The following is a 14,886-nucleotide window of genomic DNA, read 5'->3' on the forward strand; positions in this document are numbered from 1 at the left end:
ACGATCCAGGTGACCGTATGCTCATTGCCGGTATCGACCAGCTGGCTGGAATTGGGGCGCAGGTCATAACGGTGCAGTGCGCGCTCAAGGAAGACTGCCGAACCCTGGCCACGGCGCGCAGCCATGCCGGTTGCGGCGCGCGGCTGGGCAACCGAGAGAAGGATGGAATCCGGATCGGATGCGAGACGGCCGGCAATGTTCACATTGCGGCCACGGCGCGCCTGGCTGAGATTGTTCAGCTCGGTGCCACTGCCCTCGCCATCGGCGTTCACGAGCACGATCCAGTTGAGGTCGGTCGTCTGGCCAAAGACGCGGTGGCGGTCCCGGTAGACCACCGCAATCTGCTCATCGCTGACCCAGTTCAGCGCGAGGGCATTCTCGTTGCCGACGCGCATCACCACCGGTTCACCGCCCGCCAGCGGCGCGACGACAACGACGCGTTCGATCGAACCGTCGCTGGCGATGGTGGCGATGTACTCACCGTTCGGCGAGATGGCCGCATCCTGCACCAGCGGCAGGCGGGCGAAATTCTCCACCACAGAATCGTCCAGCTGGGCGAGCGACGGTGCCGCTGCGAACCCTGCCAGCGCCGCAACCGCAGCAGCGGCGCGCAAACCAGGTATTTTGAACATGGGTCTTGCTCTCTCTAGCCCCTCGAAGAACACGTGATGCCGCCAGAGCGGCCACGTCGAGGCAAGGCTAGCATCGTGAGGCGCGTTGACCAGCCAAATTCGTCAGCTAGCGGCGCGCAAAACCCGTGTGGCCGCCGAACTCAGCGATCCTTGGGATCGATGGCGTCACGCAGGCCGTCGCCGATGAAGTTGAAGCAGAACAGGGTCAGCATCATCGTCAGTGCCGGGACGATCAGCGTCCAGGGCGCAACTTCCATGTCACGCGCGCCATTGGAGATGAGATTGCCCAGCGAGGTGAGCGGCTCCTGCACGCCAAGGCCGAGGAAGCTGAGGAAGCTCTCCGCAAGGATCACGGCCGGAATGGTCAAGGTGACATAGACCACGACCGGTCCCAGTACGTTCGGCACGATATGGCGGCGGATAATGGAAAACTGGCTGACGCCTGCGGCGCGGGCTGCCTCGACGAATTCCATGCTTTTCAGCGAGATCGTCTGGCCGCGCACGATGCGCGCCATGGTCAGCCATTCCACCGCGCCGATGGCCACGAAGATAAGGATGATGTTCCGCCCGAAAACCACCATCAGGATGATGACGAAGAAGATGAAGGGCAAAGAGTAGAGCACGTCGACGATGCGCATCATCAGCTGGTCCACGCGTCCGCCAATGAAGCCCGCGGTCGCGCCCCAGAGCACGCCGATGAACAGGGAAACGGCGGTCGCCACGACGCCCACCATCAAGGACATGCGAAGGCCGACAAGCGTGCGCGCGAGCAGGTCGCGCCCCTGCGCATCGGTGCCGAAAAGGTGCCAGTTCTCAAGCCCTGGCGGGATCTGGACCCGGTCGCGGTAGATGAAGGCGGAATCGTGCACCCACAGAAGCGGGCCGATAAAGGCCAGGAAGGTGAGAATGCCAAGGAGTATGAGGCTTGCCACGGCGGCACGGTTACGAAGCAGGCGCGCGCGCGCATCGTCCCAAAGGGAGCGTCCGCGAACCGCAGCGCGCTCCATCATCTCGGTCTTTTCGCTCGGAGGTGAGGTGAACGCCATCAGTCGTACTTCACTTTGGGATTGAGGGCTGCGTAGAGCAGGTCCGCGATCAGGTTCAGGATGATGATGAGGCTGGCGTAGAGAATGACCACGCCCATCACCACCGTGTAGTCGCGTTGCAAGGCGGCCTGGACGAACTGGCGGCCAATGCCGGGCAGCTGGAAGACCTGCTCGATGACGATCGAACCAGTCAGAAGCGCTGCGGCGGCCGGGCCGAGATAGCTGACCAGCGGCAGGACAGCGCTGCGCAGCGCATGGCGCATCACCACATTGACCGCCGACAGGCCTTTGGCCCTTGCGGTGCGCACATAGTTGGAGCGCAGGACCTCGATCATGGAGGCGCGCATCAGGCGCGAAATGATGGCAATCTGCGGCAGCGCCAGCGTGACCACCGGCAGTATCAGCCTATCCCAGGTCATGCCGTAGCGTGGATCAAGCCCGCCGGTTGGCAGCAATCCCCAGTGCAGACCGATCAGCAGGGCCAGGATCGGCCCCATCACAAAGGGCGGAATGACAATGCCTATCGTGGATATCCCCACCACCGTGTAGTCGGCCGCACTGTTCTGCCGCAGGGCCGCGATGGAGCCCATCAGCGTGCCGACAATAACCGCCAGTGTTATCGACAGCCCGCCAATGACCGCCGAAACCGGAAAGCCTTCGGAGATGATGTCGGCAACCGTCTTGTCGCGAAACTTCAGGGACGGGCCGAGATCGAACTGGGCGATGCCGGCCATGTAGTCGACATACTGCTTCCAGATCGGCTGATCCATGCCGTAGGCCGCCATCACGTTCTGCCGGATTTCCTCCGGCATCGGGCGCTCAAGGTCGAACGGCCCGCCGGGCGCGGCGCGCATCATGAAGAAGGCAACGGTGATGATCACAAGGATCGTCGGTATGGCGACGAAAAGGCGCCGGGCGAGATAACTGAGCATGTAGCCTTGCGCTGTGACTGACGGCAGGCGGGAAGTCTTGCCCGCTAAGGCGTGCGCGATCAAGCCAGCCCCGCAGTCAGTCCTGCAGTGCGCCGCGCTCCTGATGGATGCTGTCTGACGGTGACAATGCGATGCGGGCAGAGACAGCGGGGGCTGTGCCGCCTGCTATTTCAGTCTCTTCGGGCGGCGTGAGGTATCCGGCGCCGAGCTTTACCACGCACGCTGCGAGCGCCGCCATGATGACGGTTCGCAGACGGGCAGAGAGGCCTGCCGCGAACTTCCTTGCAGCAACCTTCACGTCATCCACCCTGTTCCAGATCGGCCAACATGGCGGTAATGCGCGCAAGAAATGCGCCATAAAACCTAGTGTGCTAAGCACACCAATATCGTTGCCAAGGCAGTTCGAAACGCTAGAGTGCAGCAGATTTTGCCTGGGAGCCCTGCCTGATGGCCATGTCAGCCTGGTGGAATGATTTCCACTACGCAAACGGCACAATGCACGTGAAGAAAACCGGTGCGGCAGTACGCATCGAACCCGCCATCGTGCAGGATTTCCTGAACTGGTGCGTGTTTCACGGCTGGGTTGAGTTTGCGCGCCGGTCAGTGATCTCCGACGGGCCGCGCGTCTGGTTTACGCCGGACACCCCGCGCCCCTGGTATCTGATCTGGCCTGTCATGGCGCTCAGCCGTGCGCGGATGGCGCGCAGCGCTGCTGAAGCGGACTTGATCTTCGTGTTCGACGATTCGACCTGGGTGGATGAGCGCGCATTTCCTGCCGGTGTGCCGGTGATCAATGGCCGCTGCAACGACATCTCCAAGACCCATGTCGCGCGCGTGTTCGAACAGGTCACGGGCCGCGCCCTTGCCTGCGATCCGATGAATCCCGGCGGACCCTATGTCGAGAAGTCCGAACAGAACGCCGCCCATGACGGGCGCATCCTGACAACGCCGCAAGCGCGCCGCGAGGGCTATACCTATCAGCGCCTGATCAACAATATCGACGAAGACGGGCTGGCGCTGGACCTGCGCTGTTCGACGATCGGCGGAGAGATCGTGCAGGTCTATCTCAAGCGCCGCCCGGCCGACCGCCGTTTTGCCAACTGCAATTGCGATGTCACGCTGACCGACCCGGCAGCCGTGTTCTCGGCCGTGGAGCGGGCAATGATTTCACGCTTCTGCGCCGCAATGGGCCTCGACTGGGGCGGGATTGATGTGCTGCGCGACCGTGACACCGGCGAGCTCTGGATCGTCGATGTGAACAAGACCGATATGGGCCCGACCATCGCCCTGAACATGTCGGGCAAGATCAAGGCTGTCCGCAGGCTGGCGGCCCGTCTGGACGGCTATCTGGACACTCGCCTCCAAGACCAGCTGTCGATAGCGGCGTGAGCCGGCAGGCCCCTACCCCGCCGCCGCCCATACCTTTTGTGCGCGACATGGCGTTCGAGCCGGGCCGGGCCGATCAGGTCTCGCCGGGCATACGCCGGGTAGTAGCGGGCAATTCAGGTGCGTTCACCTATACCGGCACCGGCACGTATCTGGTCGGGCGCGGCAAGGTGGCCGTCATCGACCCCGGTCCTGACGACGACGCGCATTTAGAGGCGCTGAACCGTGCGCTGGAAGGCGAGACGGTCAGCCATGTCATCGTGACCCATCACCATCTCGATCACAGCGCGCTGGCACGCCGCTTTGCCGATCATCATGGCGCAAGAGTCTATGGCCGTCCGGCCTCTGGCGGTCGTCCGATGGACCCTGATGCGCCGGTGATGGAGGAAGGGGCCGACTTTACCTTCGCTCCCGATCACGTCCTCAATGACGGCGATGCGATTGCCGGGCCCGGCTGGACTCTGGACGTGCTGCACACGCCTGGCCATACCGCCAACCATATCTGCCTTGCCCTGATGGAAGAAAACGCTCTTCTGTGCGGCGATCACATCATGGGCTGGGCGACCTCCGTGGTGCTGCCGCCGGACGGTGATATGGGCGATTACCTGCAACAGCTGGAGCGCGTGCGCCTGCGGGGATATGCGACGCTGTGGCCGAGCCATGGCCCGCCTGTCACCGATCCTGATCCGTTCATCACCGCCTATATCGCCCATCGCCACTATCGCGAGGCGCAGATCCTGCATGCGCTGTCTGCAGGGCCGTCAGACATACGCTCGCTGCTGCCGGGCATGTATGCCGGGCTTGATGAGCGGCTTTACCCTGCCGCAGCGATGTCGGTCTGGTCCCACATGGTGGACCTGCACCGGCGCGGACGCGTCACCACCAGTGGCGACGCGTCGCTCGACGCCGTCTATGCGCTCAGGCGCTAGTCCTCGCCCAGACGGTCCTGCAGGCTGGCACTGAAAGTGCGCAGGCGCGCGGCGTTTGCCCCGAGGTCAGAAACGCCGACACGCGACACCGACCGGGCATCCACCACCGAACCGCCATCGGTCAGGGCGGTCACCCGCACAACGACATCGTCACGGAAGCCGTACCAGAAGGTCGTTGCCGTCGCCTCGAACATCAGCTCGCGTTCCGATTCAGTCGAGACGGTCATGCCCATGTCGCGTGCGACCGCGAGCGCGGCCTGATAGGCGTCAAGCGGCTCTGCCGCGACGGCAATGGGCTGAATGTCGGGATAGGCCTCGGCCTGTACTTCCGGCAGCGGGCGTCCCGAGCGCGGATCGGTCTTGGAGGCATAGTCCACCGAATTGGACGCCTCGCCCCGGCGCGCAATCAGGGTCGCGGTAAACTGCGGCGGGTTAGACGTATCCGTCGAAATGTCATGAATGGGAGGTATCTCGCCGGCGCGCGCGGCGACGGAGGCCGCATACCAGAGCCCGCCTGCCCCGACCGCAATGGCCAGCACCGCAGCCAGCCAGGCACCGAAGGAAGCGCGGTTTTCCTTCGCAAAAATGGCGGTGACGATCAGCAAAAGGAGCGCGGCGACGCCCAGGCCCACCGCCGCGATGAGCAGGTTCGGTCCGATTTCCCGGGTCATCGTGCCAAGACCAAAACGCCAGTCCCAGAGACCTGCGCGCGATCCGAGGCCCGCCGCGGCAAACCAGAGCGGAGCGATGAGGGCGGCAAGGCCCGCAAGCCAGACCGCAATCGTGCGCAGTGTAACTACGATGCCCATCATTTCCCCCTTTAATTCCCTGTCGGCCTGTGGTCCGCCCTCAATTCAAGGATAGAGCCTTGTCTGCGTGAAGGGCGAGTCCAAATCGGCCCGCTCGAAGACCAGCCGGTCATGCAGTCGAAACGGCCGGTCGCGCCAGAACTCGATGCGTACGGGCCGGATGCGGAACCCGCTCCAGAATTCGGGCCGGGGAATATCGCCAAGGCCGAACTTCGCCGCGAATTTGGCGACATTCTTTTCCAGCGCGTGGCGGCTTTCCAGTGGGCGCGACTGGGCTGACGCCCAGGCGCCGATGCGGCTGTCGCGCGCGCGGCTGGCGAAATAGGCATCGGCCTCGTCCGCGCTTACCGCTTCGACAATCCCTCTGACGCGCACCTGCCGGCGTAGCGATTTCCAGTGGAAGCACAGCGCCGCCTTGGGCACCGAGGCGAGCTGGTTTCCCTTGGCGCTTTCCAGATTGGTGTAGAAGACAAACCCGTCCGCGTCCGCGCCCTTCAGGAGCACCATGCGGACATCGGGCATGCCGCCTTCATCAACCGTCGAAAGCGCCATTGCGTTCGGATCATTGGGCTCCTTCTCGCGCGCCAGCGACAGCCATTCGGCAAACAGCACGAACGGGTCATTGCCGTGGGTCAGGGGCACCTCGTCCTTGCCGCTCTCGCGCTGATAGTCCGCCTCGCTGGGGCTGGGGGGAATGATATCGCGCGATGCCATGTCGGCTCTCCGGCAGAAAAAACGGAACGGACCCGCAGAAATGACGCCGGGGGCCAATTCGTCAACCTTTCGCCAACCTGGAGAAGGCTAGTTTGCAGCGATGAGCAGTGCGAGCGAAGCAATACTGGCGGCCTACCGCGTGTTGGGACTGGAACCCGACAGCGATTATGCGTCCGTGAAATCGGCCTTCCGGGCCCGAGTGAAGGCTGTCCATCCCGACCATGTGGAGCCGACGGCAGAAACCCTGTCGCGCCTGCAGATCCTGCTGAAAGCGCACGAGATTCTCAAAGTCTGCGCACCGCGCCAGATTGATCTGGTGATAACACCCGACGAGGCCCGCGTCGGCGGGCTGCGCACCATCGATCTGGATGGGCGTAGCGCCATGATGCGCGTGCCGCCCGTGACAAAGACTGGCGCCATGGTTGTTCCCATTGGTGAACCCTCCTGGCGGGTGCGCATCCTTGTGCGCGATCCGATGGCTGATTGTGACGCCGAGGAAGGCCCAGCAGAGCGCGCCGCACGCGAGGAAAAGGCCCGCAAGCTGGCGGAAGCCGACGCCCGGCGTGAAGCCGAGGAGAGCGCAGGTCTGCTCACCACCTTCTATGAGCGCTTTGTCAAAGCCTCTCCGGCTGCGCGCTTTGCCCGCTGGGTGCGCCGCAGCGCAGCGTGACGCGCAATGGATGACGCAGGCGCGAACGCGCTCTAGGATACAGGCCTCTCCCATCCTGTCCGGCTCATATCATCATGTCCCACAACAGTTTCGGCCATCTTTTCCGCTTCACCACATGGGGTGAAAGCCACGGGCCGGCACTGGGCTGTGTGGTGGACGGCTGCCCGCCGGGACTTGCCCTGACTGAGGCAGACATCCAGCCCTTTCTGGACCGGCGCAAGCCCGGCCAGTCGCGCCATGTCACCCAGCGGCGTGAGGATGACGCGGTGCGCATCCTTTCCGGCGTGTTTGCCGATGATCGCACGGACGGACAGGTGACGACCGGCGCGCCGATCAGCCTGATGATCGAAAACACCGACCAGCGCTCGAAGGATTATGGCGATATCCGCGATAGCTGGCGTCCGGGCCATGCCGACTACACCTACGACGCCAAGTATGGCGTACGCGATTATCGCGGCGGCGGGCGATCCAGCGCGCGAGAGACCGCCGCGCGGGTAGCCGCCGGAGCTATCGCCCGCAAGGTACTGGGCAGCGGCATCACCATACGCGGCGCACTGATACAGATCGGACCGCGCGCCATCGACCGGGCGCGCTGGGACTGGGACGCCGTCGACAGCAATGATTTCTTCTGCCCGGACGCAGAAACCGCAAAACTCTGGGAAGCGGACATGGACGCGATCCGCAAGGACGGCTCCTCGCTGGGCGCACTTCTCGAAGTGGTCGCCTCCGGCGTGCCGGCAGGCTGGGGCGCGCCGGTCTATGGCAAGCTCGATGCAGACCTTGCCAGCGCCATGATGGGCATCAATGCCGCCAAGTCGGTGGAGATCGGGGCCGGGCTGGAAGCCGCCTCGCTGCGCGGCGAGGACGCGGCTGACGAAATGTATCTCGACGAGAGCGGCAAGCCGGCCTTCCGGGCCAACCATAATGGCGGTGTGCTGGGCGGCATCTCCACCGGACAGGACATTGTGGTGCGGGTCGCGATCAAGCCCACCTCCTCCATCCGTATTCCCCGCCAGAGCCTCAATCGCGATCTGGAGCCGGTCGACATCGTTACCAAGGGCCGCCACGACCCGTGCGTCGGCATCCGCGCGGTGCCGGTCGCCGAAGCGATGATGGCGCTGGTGCTGGCCGATCACATGCTGCGCCACCGCGCGCAAACCGGCCGATGAGCGCGCAATCAGGCCCCAGGCTTGCCGTGGGCGGCGTTGTCTGGCGCGGCGGCGAGGTCTTGCTGATCCGGCGCGGCAAGGAGCCGTGGAAGGGCCACTGGTCCATCCCCGGCGGCAAGGTCGATTTCGGCGAGCGGCTGGAAGATGCGCTCCTGCGGGAGATCCATGAGGAGACCGGCATCACCGCATCCCTGAAAGGCCTTGTCGGGGCATTCGAGTCCATCACGGCGCACGGCCATTATGTGATGATCGACTATGCCTGCGAATGGCAGGACGGCGAGCCGGCAGCGGCCGATGACGCGTTCGATGCCGCGTTCTTTCCCTTTGCCGAGGCTATGGAGAAGGTGAGCTGGGACGAGACACGCAATGTGATCTCCCTCTCGAAATCTTTTCTCGCGCCTTGAACATGCCGCTTTTTTCCCCGATTCAGACGCACATGATCGCGCGCCTTGCCCTTCTCGCCTGTATGGTCCCTGCCCTGATCGCGGCTGCGCCGAAGCCCGGCAGCGGGCCCTTGCAGGCGCGCTCGCAGGGTGTCGAGCAGACCAGCGCGACCTATCCGCTCGAACAGCTGGCCGGTGTGCTCGGTGAGCTGCACGCGCTCGCCTTTGCGTGTCAGGGTTCCGGCGCGCAGAGCTGGCGGCGGCGCATGGAGGAAATGCTTTCGCTCGAAGCGCCCGATGGCGCGATGCGCCAGCGCCTGATTTCCCGCTTCAATGAGGGCTTCCGTCAGCACCAGCAGCGGCGCACGCGCTGCGGCGCAGAAACCGAGATGGAGGCCCAGCGCCTCGCCCTGCAGGGCCAGGCCCTCTCCGAAACGCTACGGCGCAATTACGCGGACTAGAGGCTTTCACCAGTTATCCGGCGAGAGCCGGGGTCCGAACTTTTCTCTGGATCCCGGGTCAAGCCCGGGAACCCGGTTGAGGGGCATGTGCCAGAAAAACCGCGGTCCCGGCCCCCGAGCCGGGACTCATTAGCCGCAAATCCGTATCCCGGCTTTCGCCGGTGAAACGAGAGCGACAGAGCAGCCCCAAACTCGTCATGCCCGCGTGAGGCGGGTATCCAGAGATCATGGGGCGAAGGCCGGTGCTGAGTGGCTCTGGTTTCCCGCCTGCGCGGGAACGACACTACCCCCCTAAAGCGGAATATTGTCGTGTTTCTTCCACGGGTTGGTGAGTTTCTTGTCGCGCAGGGTCCGCAGCGCCTTTATCAGGCGGACCCGCGTATTGCGCGGCTGGATCACGTCATCGAGATAGCCGCGTGAGGCCGCCACGAACGGGTTGGCAAAGCGTGTCTCGTAATCCTTTACGTGCTCGGCCATTTTTTCCGGATCATCCATATCCTTGCGGAAGATGATCTCGGCGGCGCCCTTCGGCCCCATCACCGCGATCTCGGCGGTCGGCCAGGCATAGTTCACGTCACCGCGAAGGTGTTTGGATGCCATCACGTCGTAGGCGCCGCCATAGGCCTTGCGGGTGATGACAGTGAGTTTCGGAACCGTCGCCTCGGCATAGGCAAAGAGCAGTTTCGCGCCGTGCTTGATCAGCCCGCCATATTCCTGCTTGGTGCCCGGAAGGAAGCCCGGCACGTCGACAAAGGTGATGATCGGGATTTCGAACGCATCGCAGAAGCGCACGAAGCGGGCCGCCTTCTTGGACGCATCAATGTCGAGCACGCCGGCAAGGCTCAGGGGCTGGTTCGCCACGAAGCCGACCGTCTGGCCCTCCAGCCGGCCAAAACCGACGACGATATTCTTGGCGTAATCCGGCGCGATCTCGAAGAAATCGCCCTCATCAGCCGTCTTCACGATCAATTCGCGAATGTCATAGGGCTTGTTCGGGTTGGGCGGCACCAGCGTATCAAGGCTCGGCTCCACGCGGTCCGGGGCATCGAACACGTCACGCACCGGCGGCTTGTTGCGATTGTTGAGCGGGAGGAAGTCGATGAGGCGGCGCATCTGCGCCAGTGCCTCGATATCGTTGGAGAAGGCGCCGTCTGCGACGCCCGACTTCTTGGCGTGGACGCTCGCCCCGCCCAGCTCCTCATGGGTGACGATTTCATTGGTGACGGTTTTGACCACGTCCGGGCCCGTCACATACATGTAGCTGGTATCCTTCACCATGAAGATGAAGTCGGTCATGGCGGGCGAGTAGACATCACCGCCCGCGCACGGGCCCATGATGACGCTGATCTGCGGGATCACGCCGGAGGCCAGCACATTGTTCTGGAAGATTTCCGCATAGCCGCCCAGCGCATCGACGCCTTCCTGGATGCGCGCACCGCCCGCATCAAACAGGCCGATAATCGGTGCGCCGTTCTTCAGCGCGGTTTCCTGCAGGCGCGTGATCTTGCGGGCATGGGCCAGCGAGAGCGAGCCGCCAAACACGGTGAAATCCTTGGCGAAGACATAGACCAGGCGCCCATTGACGGTGCCTGAACCGGTAACGACGCCATCGCCGGGGATTTTCGATTCGCCCATGCCGAAATCGGTGCACTGGTGCTCCACGAACATGCCGATCTCTTCGAACGAGCCCGGGTCCAGCAGGACTTCGAGACGCTCGCGCGCGGTCAGCTTGCCCTTTTCATGCTGGGCGGCGATGCGCTTTTCACCACCGCCAAGGCGCGCCGCGGCGCGTTTCGCATCAAGCTGTTCAAGAATGGGTTTCATCGGTTCTGCCGTCCGCCCTGAACTGGAGTTGCCGTCTTTGAGCTGCTGGTTAGCACGCAGAGGCCAAAGGGCAAATCCCGCAAGGAAGGTGGCAGGCGCGCACGAGCCCCGCGACAAGCAGGCCAAACCCTTGCTAGAAGTCAGCCCATGACAACACATGACACATCGCGCCCCGCCGAAGGGTTTGAAGACATTACCGAGGCAGAGGCGACCCAGGAGCTGACGACCACCGATCCGGGAGCCGTGCACGGGCGTTTCCGGCCGGGCATCCTGTCGCGCCTCGGCATGGCCATCGGGCGCGCCCTGCCGCCGGGACGCACCGGACTGAAGCTTGCCGGTATCGCGCAGCCTCTGGCCATGAGCGCGCTGGAGGACGGGGTCGCCGATATCGAGGCTCTGGGCCTGAAGCTGCGCCTGCACCCGCTCGACAATCTGTCGGAGAAGCGCACCTATCTCACGCCCCAGTGCTTTGACGTAGTGGAGCTGGAGACGCTGCGCGGTGCCATGGGCCCCGGCAAGACCTTCATCGATATCGGCGCCAATGCCGGGCTTTACAGCCTGGTCGCGGCCAAGGCCGGCGGGCGTTCCGCGCGCGTGATAGCGGTGGAGCCGCAGGACGAGATGCGCCGCAGGCTTGCCTATAACGCCCGGACCAACGGCCTTGAGGCAATCGAGATTTCCGGTGTCGCGCTCTCTGACTATGAGGGCGAGAGCGTGATGCGCCTTGTCGGCTCCAACCGGGGCGGCACGCAGCTCGCTGTCACGGGCGAGGACCAGCCGGGCCGGTCCATGGCGGTGCGCGTGACCACGCTCACAACCCTGCTCGACGAGATGCGGGTAGCAAAGCTTGATGTGATGAAGATCGATGTCGAGGGCGGCGAGCTGGCCATCCTCGCGCCCTTCTTCGCCAGCGCCGCAAAAGACCGCTGGCCGGACATGATCATCATGGAACGTCCGGCCATCAATCAGGTGGACGCCGCCCGCGATGCGCTGTCGCTCGCCTGCTCTCGCGGCTACCGGGTGGAGACCGAAACCCACGCCAACGCCATCCTGACGCTCGACCGCGCCAGAGGCTGATCTTCAAGGGGCGCGCGGGGCTCAGGGCATGGTTTTCAGCACACCGATCTTCCTGTTTGTCTTCCTGCCTTTGACGGTGCTGGCCTTCTATGGCGTCCACCGGCGCTTCGGGCATGAGGCGGGTCTGATCCTTCTGCTGGCCGCCTCGCTGGTCTTCTATGGCTGGTGGGATGTGCGCTTCCTGCCGCTCATCCTCGGCTCGATCCTCGTCAATTACCTGCTGGCGCGGGCGATCACGCCGGGTAATGGCGGCTGGCTCCTGAGCCTCGGTGTAGCGCTCAATCTCGGCGCGCTCGGCGTCTTCAAGTATGCCGATTTTCTGGTGCGCAATCTCAATGGCCTGACGGGGATGGAGATTGCCGAGCCCGGCCTGCCCCTGCCGCTCGCGATTTCCTTCTTCACCTTCCAGCAGATCGCGTTCCTGGTCGATTGCTCGCGCCGGATCACCGCGCCGGATGACAAGCCCCACCGCTATGGGCTGTTCGTGGCCTTCTTCCCGCAACTTATTGCCGGGCCGATCGTCCATCACCGCCTTCTCTCGCCGCAGCTTGGCGAGACGAACCGCCAGCGCGCCATCAGCGACAATCTGGGGATCGGACTTTCCATCTTTGCGGTCGGCCTCGCCAAGAAGGTGCTGCTGGCCGACAATCTTGCCGAATATGCCAATGCCGCCTTCGACACGGCCGCAGCCGGAGAGCCGGTCGGCTTCTGGCTCGCCTGGAGCGGGGCGCTTGCCTACACCTTGCAGATATATTTCGACTTTTCGGGCTATTCGGACATGGCGATGGGCATTGCCCGCATGTTCGGCTTCCAGCTGCCCGTCAATTTCAACGCGCCCTACAAGGCCCGCAGCATCACCGATTTCTGGCGGCGCTGGCACATCACCCTTTCGCAATTCCTGCGCGACTATCTCTACGTACCGCTGGGCGGAAACCGTCAGGGCCAGATCCGCACACTCGCCAATCTGATGATTGTCATGCTGCTGGGCGGGCTGTGGCACGGCGCTGCCTGGACCTTCGTGGTCTGGGGCGGGCTGCACGGCGCGGCGCTGATCTGGTGCCGTCTTCTGGATCGCTGGCTGCCGAACGGCCTGTTCGGGCGGTTCTGGATATTCTCCAGCGCCTGCACCTTCCTGTTCGTTATCGTCACCTGGGTATTTTTCCGCGCCACCAGCTTCGACGCCGCTGCCATCATGCTGCAAGGCATGGCGGGCCTGAACGGGCTGGGCATCAACCCCGGCGACGGGCCCTTCATAGCGGCGATCATCGGCCTGATCCTGGTATGGGCGCTGCCTGAAACGGCGCAGATCTTCTACCGGCAGATCGACCCTGAGATTCTCAAAGCCGCCCATGTCGAGCCACCGCGCAAGGAGCGCTGGAAACCCAATCTCCGGTGGGGCCTCGGCCTTTCGATCCTGCTTTTTGCCTGCATGATCGCGAGCTGGTCCTATTCCGAATTCATCTACTACAATTTTTAGGGTCCGATGCAGCGCTATACCCGCCTCTTCCTCATCGTGCTAGGCAGCGCGCTGGCCCTCTTCACCGGGTTCAATGCGCTGGTCGACCCGTATGACACCGGGACGGGACCGCGCCTTGAAGGGCTCAATGCGGTCAAAACCCGCGCCCATGAGGATGGCCGGCGCGTACAGGTCGGACATGGCATCGGGCAAGTTGACGTCGGCACCTTCGTCACCGGTTCCTCGCGCACGGTCGACGGCTTTCCGATGCAGGTCGAAGACTGGCCGGGCGGCCTCTGGAATGCCGGCATACGCGGCTCGAACGCGTTCGAACTGGCCCATCTCGCCGCGATAGCGGGGCGCGAAGCCGGTCTGCGCTGCTTCATCGTCGGTCTTGATCTGGCGGAGTTTTCCAGCGGCGAGAAATACAAGCCCGCCTTCCCTATCAGCCGGCTGGCGGACGGGCGGCGCTGGCTGGCGACGGCGCGCGTCACCCTTTCGCCCAACACATTCGCGCGCGCGGTGCAGACACTGCAGGAAAACATTACCGGCGAGCGGCCCGAGCCGCCCTTCATGGATGTTTACCCGGCCGGTGAACAATACCGGCGCTTCATCAACACGCCGGTCCCGACCCACGCCTATTACAGCGCCATGCGGGTCTCGCTGCAGCGCATGGACTTCCTGTTCGAGACGCTTGAGGCGCTCGCACGCGAAGGCGTGCAGGTCATCGGCTATATCCACCCGGTCCATGCCTGGAACGAGGAGGCGATCTTCGCAGCCGGGCGGGCTGAGGACTATTTCGATTTCCGTGCAGAAATGGCCGCGCGCTTTGCCGCGCTGGAAGCGGCAGGCGAGCCGGTGGAGGCATGCGTGCCGGGCGGTGCAGGCGTGCTGTGGGATTTTTCAGGATTTCAGCCGCCCGCGACCACGCCCCTGCCCGCGCCGGACCAGACAATCAGCCATCCAGTCTATCACGAGCCTGCGCACTATCTGCCCGCCCTCGGCCTCGACATGCTGTCCGTCATGCAGACAGGCGAGCCGATCGACGGGTTCGGGGTGAACCTCTCACAATCCGATCCGCGTGACAGCGAAGCGGCGATCCTTTCCCGGCGCGAGGCCTATCTGGAGACGCCGGACGGCGAGGCCCTGCAAGACCTGCTCGCGCCAGTTATCGGCCAGCAAGGCGCGCGCGGCTGGCAGAGCGTTTCGATCAGCCATGCCGAATGGCGCAGTCTTGCCGCGCTAAACCGTTCCATCGCAAGCCGGCAGGAGCGCGAGCGCACGCGTGGCGACTAGTTGCGCTGGCGCAGCAGTTTCTTGAAGAAGTATTGCAGGCCGCCGCGGTTTTCCTTGCGGTCCAGCTCTTCCTGACTGGTCAGGAAGGTGACCTGGATCACA

16 protein-coding genes are annotated in these 14,886 nt (G+C 63.9%); 9 read left to right on the forward strand and 7 right to left on the reverse strand.

The genetic code is table 11. From position 1 onward, the window contains the following. The 4 genes from ACTS2Z_RS06735 to ACTS2Z_RS06750 all read right to left on the reverse strand — a co-directional run. Window positions 1-632: hypothetical protein (locus ACTS2Z_RS06735; protein ID WP_442572453.1), on the reverse strand; the 632-nt coding region annotated here is incomplete at its 3' end. Between the two features lie 140 nt (window positions 633-772). Further along, window positions 773-1,678 (reverse strand): ABC transporter permease subunit, encoded by a 906-nt coding sequence (locus ACTS2Z_RS06740; protein ID WP_442572454.1) that lies wholly within the window; start codon window positions 1,676-1,678, stop codon window positions 773-775. Next, window positions 1,678-2,610, reverse strand: a complete 933-nt coding sequence (locus tag ACTS2Z_RS06745; protein WP_442572455.1) for an ABC transporter permease — start codon at window positions 2,608-2,610, stop codon at window positions 1,678-1,680. Before ACTS2Z_RS06745 ends, ACTS2Z_RS06740 begins: the two co-directional genes overlap by 1 nt. 76 nt (window positions 2,611-2,686) lie before the next feature. After that, window positions 2,687-2,917 (reverse strand): hypothetical protein, encoded by a 231-nt coding sequence (locus tag ACTS2Z_RS06750; protein WP_442572456.1) that lies wholly within the window; start codon window positions 2,915-2,917, stop codon window positions 2,687-2,689. A gap of 140 nt (window positions 2,918-3,057) precedes the next feature. Between ACTS2Z_RS06750 and ACTS2Z_RS06755 the strand changes: the two genes are divergently transcribed. Together ACTS2Z_RS06755 and ACTS2Z_RS06760 are read left to right on the forward strand one after the other, a co-directional pair. After that, window positions 3,058-3,999, forward strand: coding sequence for a hypothetical protein (locus tag ACTS2Z_RS06755; RefSeq protein ID WP_442572457.1), 942 nt, complete (start codon window positions 3,058-3,060; stop codon window positions 3,997-3,999). A gap of 47 nt (window positions 4,000-4,046) precedes the next feature. Next, window positions 4,047-4,925 carry an MBL fold metallo-hydrolase gene (locus tag ACTS2Z_RS06760; protein ID WP_442572468.1) on the forward strand — a complete coding sequence of 293 codons (879 nt, stop codon included), beginning with the start codon at window positions 4,047-4,049 and terminating at the stop codon, window positions 4,923-4,925. Here ACTS2Z_RS06760 and ACTS2Z_RS06765 read toward each other — a convergent pair. Then, complete coding sequence (locus tag ACTS2Z_RS06765; RefSeq protein ID WP_442572458.1) at window positions 4,922-5,737, reverse strand: DUF1499 domain-containing protein; 816 nt, start codon at window positions 5,735-5,737, stop codon at window positions 4,922-4,924. The two genes, ACTS2Z_RS06760 and ACTS2Z_RS06765, sit on opposite strands and share 4 nt — an antisense overlap. Window positions 5,738-5,779: 42 nt before the next feature. Continuing rightward, window positions 5,780-6,448, reverse strand: a complete 669-nt coding sequence (gene pdxH / locus ACTS2Z_RS06770) for a pyridoxamine 5'-phosphate oxidase (RefSeq protein WP_442572459.1) — start codon at window positions 6,446-6,448, stop codon at window positions 5,780-5,782. Window positions 6,449-6,548: 100 nt separating this feature from the next. Here pdxH and ACTS2Z_RS06775 point away from each other — a divergent pair, with 100 nt between their 5' ends. The 4 genes from ACTS2Z_RS06775 (at window position 6,549) to ACTS2Z_RS06790 (ending at window position 9,131) form a co-directional block, all read left to right on the forward strand. Further along, on the forward strand, window positions 6,549-7,118 hold the full coding sequence (locus ACTS2Z_RS06775) for a J domain-containing protein (protein ID WP_442572460.1): 570 nt from the start codon (window positions 6,549-6,551) through the stop codon (window positions 7,116-7,118). A gap of 74 nt (window positions 7,119-7,192) precedes the next feature. After that, window positions 7,193-8,287 (forward strand): chorismate synthase, encoded by a 1,095-nt coding sequence (gene aroC / locus ACTS2Z_RS06780; RefSeq protein WP_442572461.1) that lies wholly within the window; start codon window positions 7,193-7,195, stop codon window positions 8,285-8,287. Next, entirely contained in the window at window positions 8,284-8,691 is a 408-nt protein-coding gene (locus tag ACTS2Z_RS06785; protein WP_442572462.1) for an NUDIX hydrolase, read from the forward strand. The genes aroC and ACTS2Z_RS06785 overlap by 4 nt, the downstream gene beginning before the upstream one ends. Window positions 8,692-8,693: 2 nt before the next feature. After that, window positions 8,694-9,131 carry a TIGR02301 family protein gene (locus ACTS2Z_RS06790; RefSeq protein ID WP_442572463.1) on the forward strand — a complete coding sequence of 146 codons (438 nt, stop codon included), beginning with the start codon at window positions 8,694-8,696 and terminating at the stop codon, window positions 9,129-9,131. Window positions 9,132-9,422: 291 nt separating this feature from the next. Here the strand turns inward: ACTS2Z_RS06790 and ACTS2Z_RS06795 are convergent, their stop codons facing one another. Beyond that, window positions 9,423-10,955: an acyl-CoA carboxylase subunit beta gene (locus tag ACTS2Z_RS06795; RefSeq protein WP_442572464.1), complete on the reverse strand. Its 1,533-nt coding sequence runs from the start codon at window positions 10,953-10,955 to the stop codon at window positions 9,423-9,425. A 147-nt stretch (window positions 10,956-11,102) separates the two neighbouring features. Between ACTS2Z_RS06795 and ACTS2Z_RS06800 the strand changes: the two genes are divergently transcribed. The 3 genes from ACTS2Z_RS06800 to ACTS2Z_RS06810 are packed head-to-tail and all read left to right on the forward strand — an operon-like array spanning window position 11,103 to window position 14,784. Next, a complete protein-coding gene (locus tag ACTS2Z_RS06800; RefSeq protein WP_442572465.1) occupies window positions 11,103-12,032 on the forward strand; it encodes an FkbM family methyltransferase in 930 nt (309 codons plus the stop codon). 28 nt (window positions 12,033-12,060) lie between these two features. Continuing rightward, entirely contained in the window at window positions 12,061-13,509 is a 1,449-nt protein-coding gene (locus ACTS2Z_RS06805) for an MBOAT family O-acyltransferase (protein WP_442572466.1), read from the forward strand. A 6-nt stretch (window positions 13,510-13,515) separates the two neighbouring features. After that, window positions 13,516-14,784, forward strand: a complete 1,269-nt coding sequence (locus ACTS2Z_RS06810) for a hypothetical protein (protein WP_442572467.1) — start codon at window positions 13,516-13,518, stop codon at window positions 14,782-14,784. The last annotated feature ends 102 nt before the right edge of the window (window positions 14,785-14,886 follow it).

Source organism: Glycocaulis sp. (genome assembly GCF_052168375.1).
Taxonomy (GTDB): Bacteria; Pseudomonadota; Alphaproteobacteria; order Caulobacterales; family Maricaulaceae; genus Glycocaulis.

Excerpts from the sequence above, each read along its gene's own strand:
- ACTS2Z_RS06740 (WP_442572454.1), bottom strand. The coding sequence starts at position 1,678 with ATGGCGTTCACCTCACCTCCGAGCGAAAAGACCGAGATGATGGAGCGC.
- ACTS2Z_RS06745 (WP_442572455.1), bottom strand. The coding sequence starts at position 2,610 with ATGCTCAGTTATCTCGCCCGGCGCCTTTTCGTCGCCATACCGACGATC.
- ACTS2Z_RS06755 (WP_442572457.1), top strand. The coding sequence starts at position 3,058 with ATGGCCATGTCAGCCTGGTGGAATGATTTCCACTACGCAAACGGCACA.
- ACTS2Z_RS06760 (WP_442572468.1), top strand. The coding sequence starts at position 4,047 with ATGGCGTTCGAGCCGGGCCGGGCCGATCAGGTCTCGCCGGGCATACGC.
- ACTS2Z_RS06765 (WP_442572458.1), bottom strand. The coding sequence starts at position 5,737 with ATGATGGGCATCGTAGTTACACTGCGCACGATTGCGGTCTGGCTTGCG.
- pdxH (WP_442572459.1), bottom strand. The coding sequence starts at position 6,448 with ATGGCATCGCGCGATATCATTCCCCCCAGCCCCAGCGAGGCGGACTAT.
- ACTS2Z_RS06775 (WP_442572460.1), top strand. The coding sequence starts at position 6,549 with ATGAGCAGTGCGAGCGAAGCAATACTGGCGGCCTACCGCGTGTTGGGA.
- aroC (WP_442572461.1), top strand. The coding sequence starts at position 7,193 with ATGTCCCACAACAGTTTCGGCCATCTTTTCCGCTTCACCACATGGGGT.
- ACTS2Z_RS06785 (WP_442572462.1), top strand. The coding sequence starts at position 8,284 with ATGAGCGCGCAATCAGGCCCCAGGCTTGCCGTGGGCGGCGTTGTCTGG.
- ACTS2Z_RS06790 (WP_442572463.1), top strand. The coding sequence starts at position 8,694 with ATGCCGCTTTTTTCCCCGATTCAGACGCACATGATCGCGCGCCTTGCC.
- ACTS2Z_RS06795 (WP_442572464.1), bottom strand. The coding sequence starts at position 10,955 with ATGAAACCCATTCTTGAACAGCTTGATGCGAAACGCGCCGCGGCGCGC.
- ACTS2Z_RS06800 (WP_442572465.1), top strand. The coding sequence starts at position 11,103 with ATGACAACACATGACACATCGCGCCCCGCCGAAGGGTTTGAAGACATT.
- ACTS2Z_RS06805 (WP_442572466.1), top strand. The coding sequence starts at position 12,061 with ATGGTTTTCAGCACACCGATCTTCCTGTTTGTCTTCCTGCCTTTGACG.
- ACTS2Z_RS06810 (WP_442572467.1), top strand. The coding sequence starts at position 13,516 with ATGCAGCGCTATACCCGCCTCTTCCTCATCGTGCTAGGCAGCGCGCTG.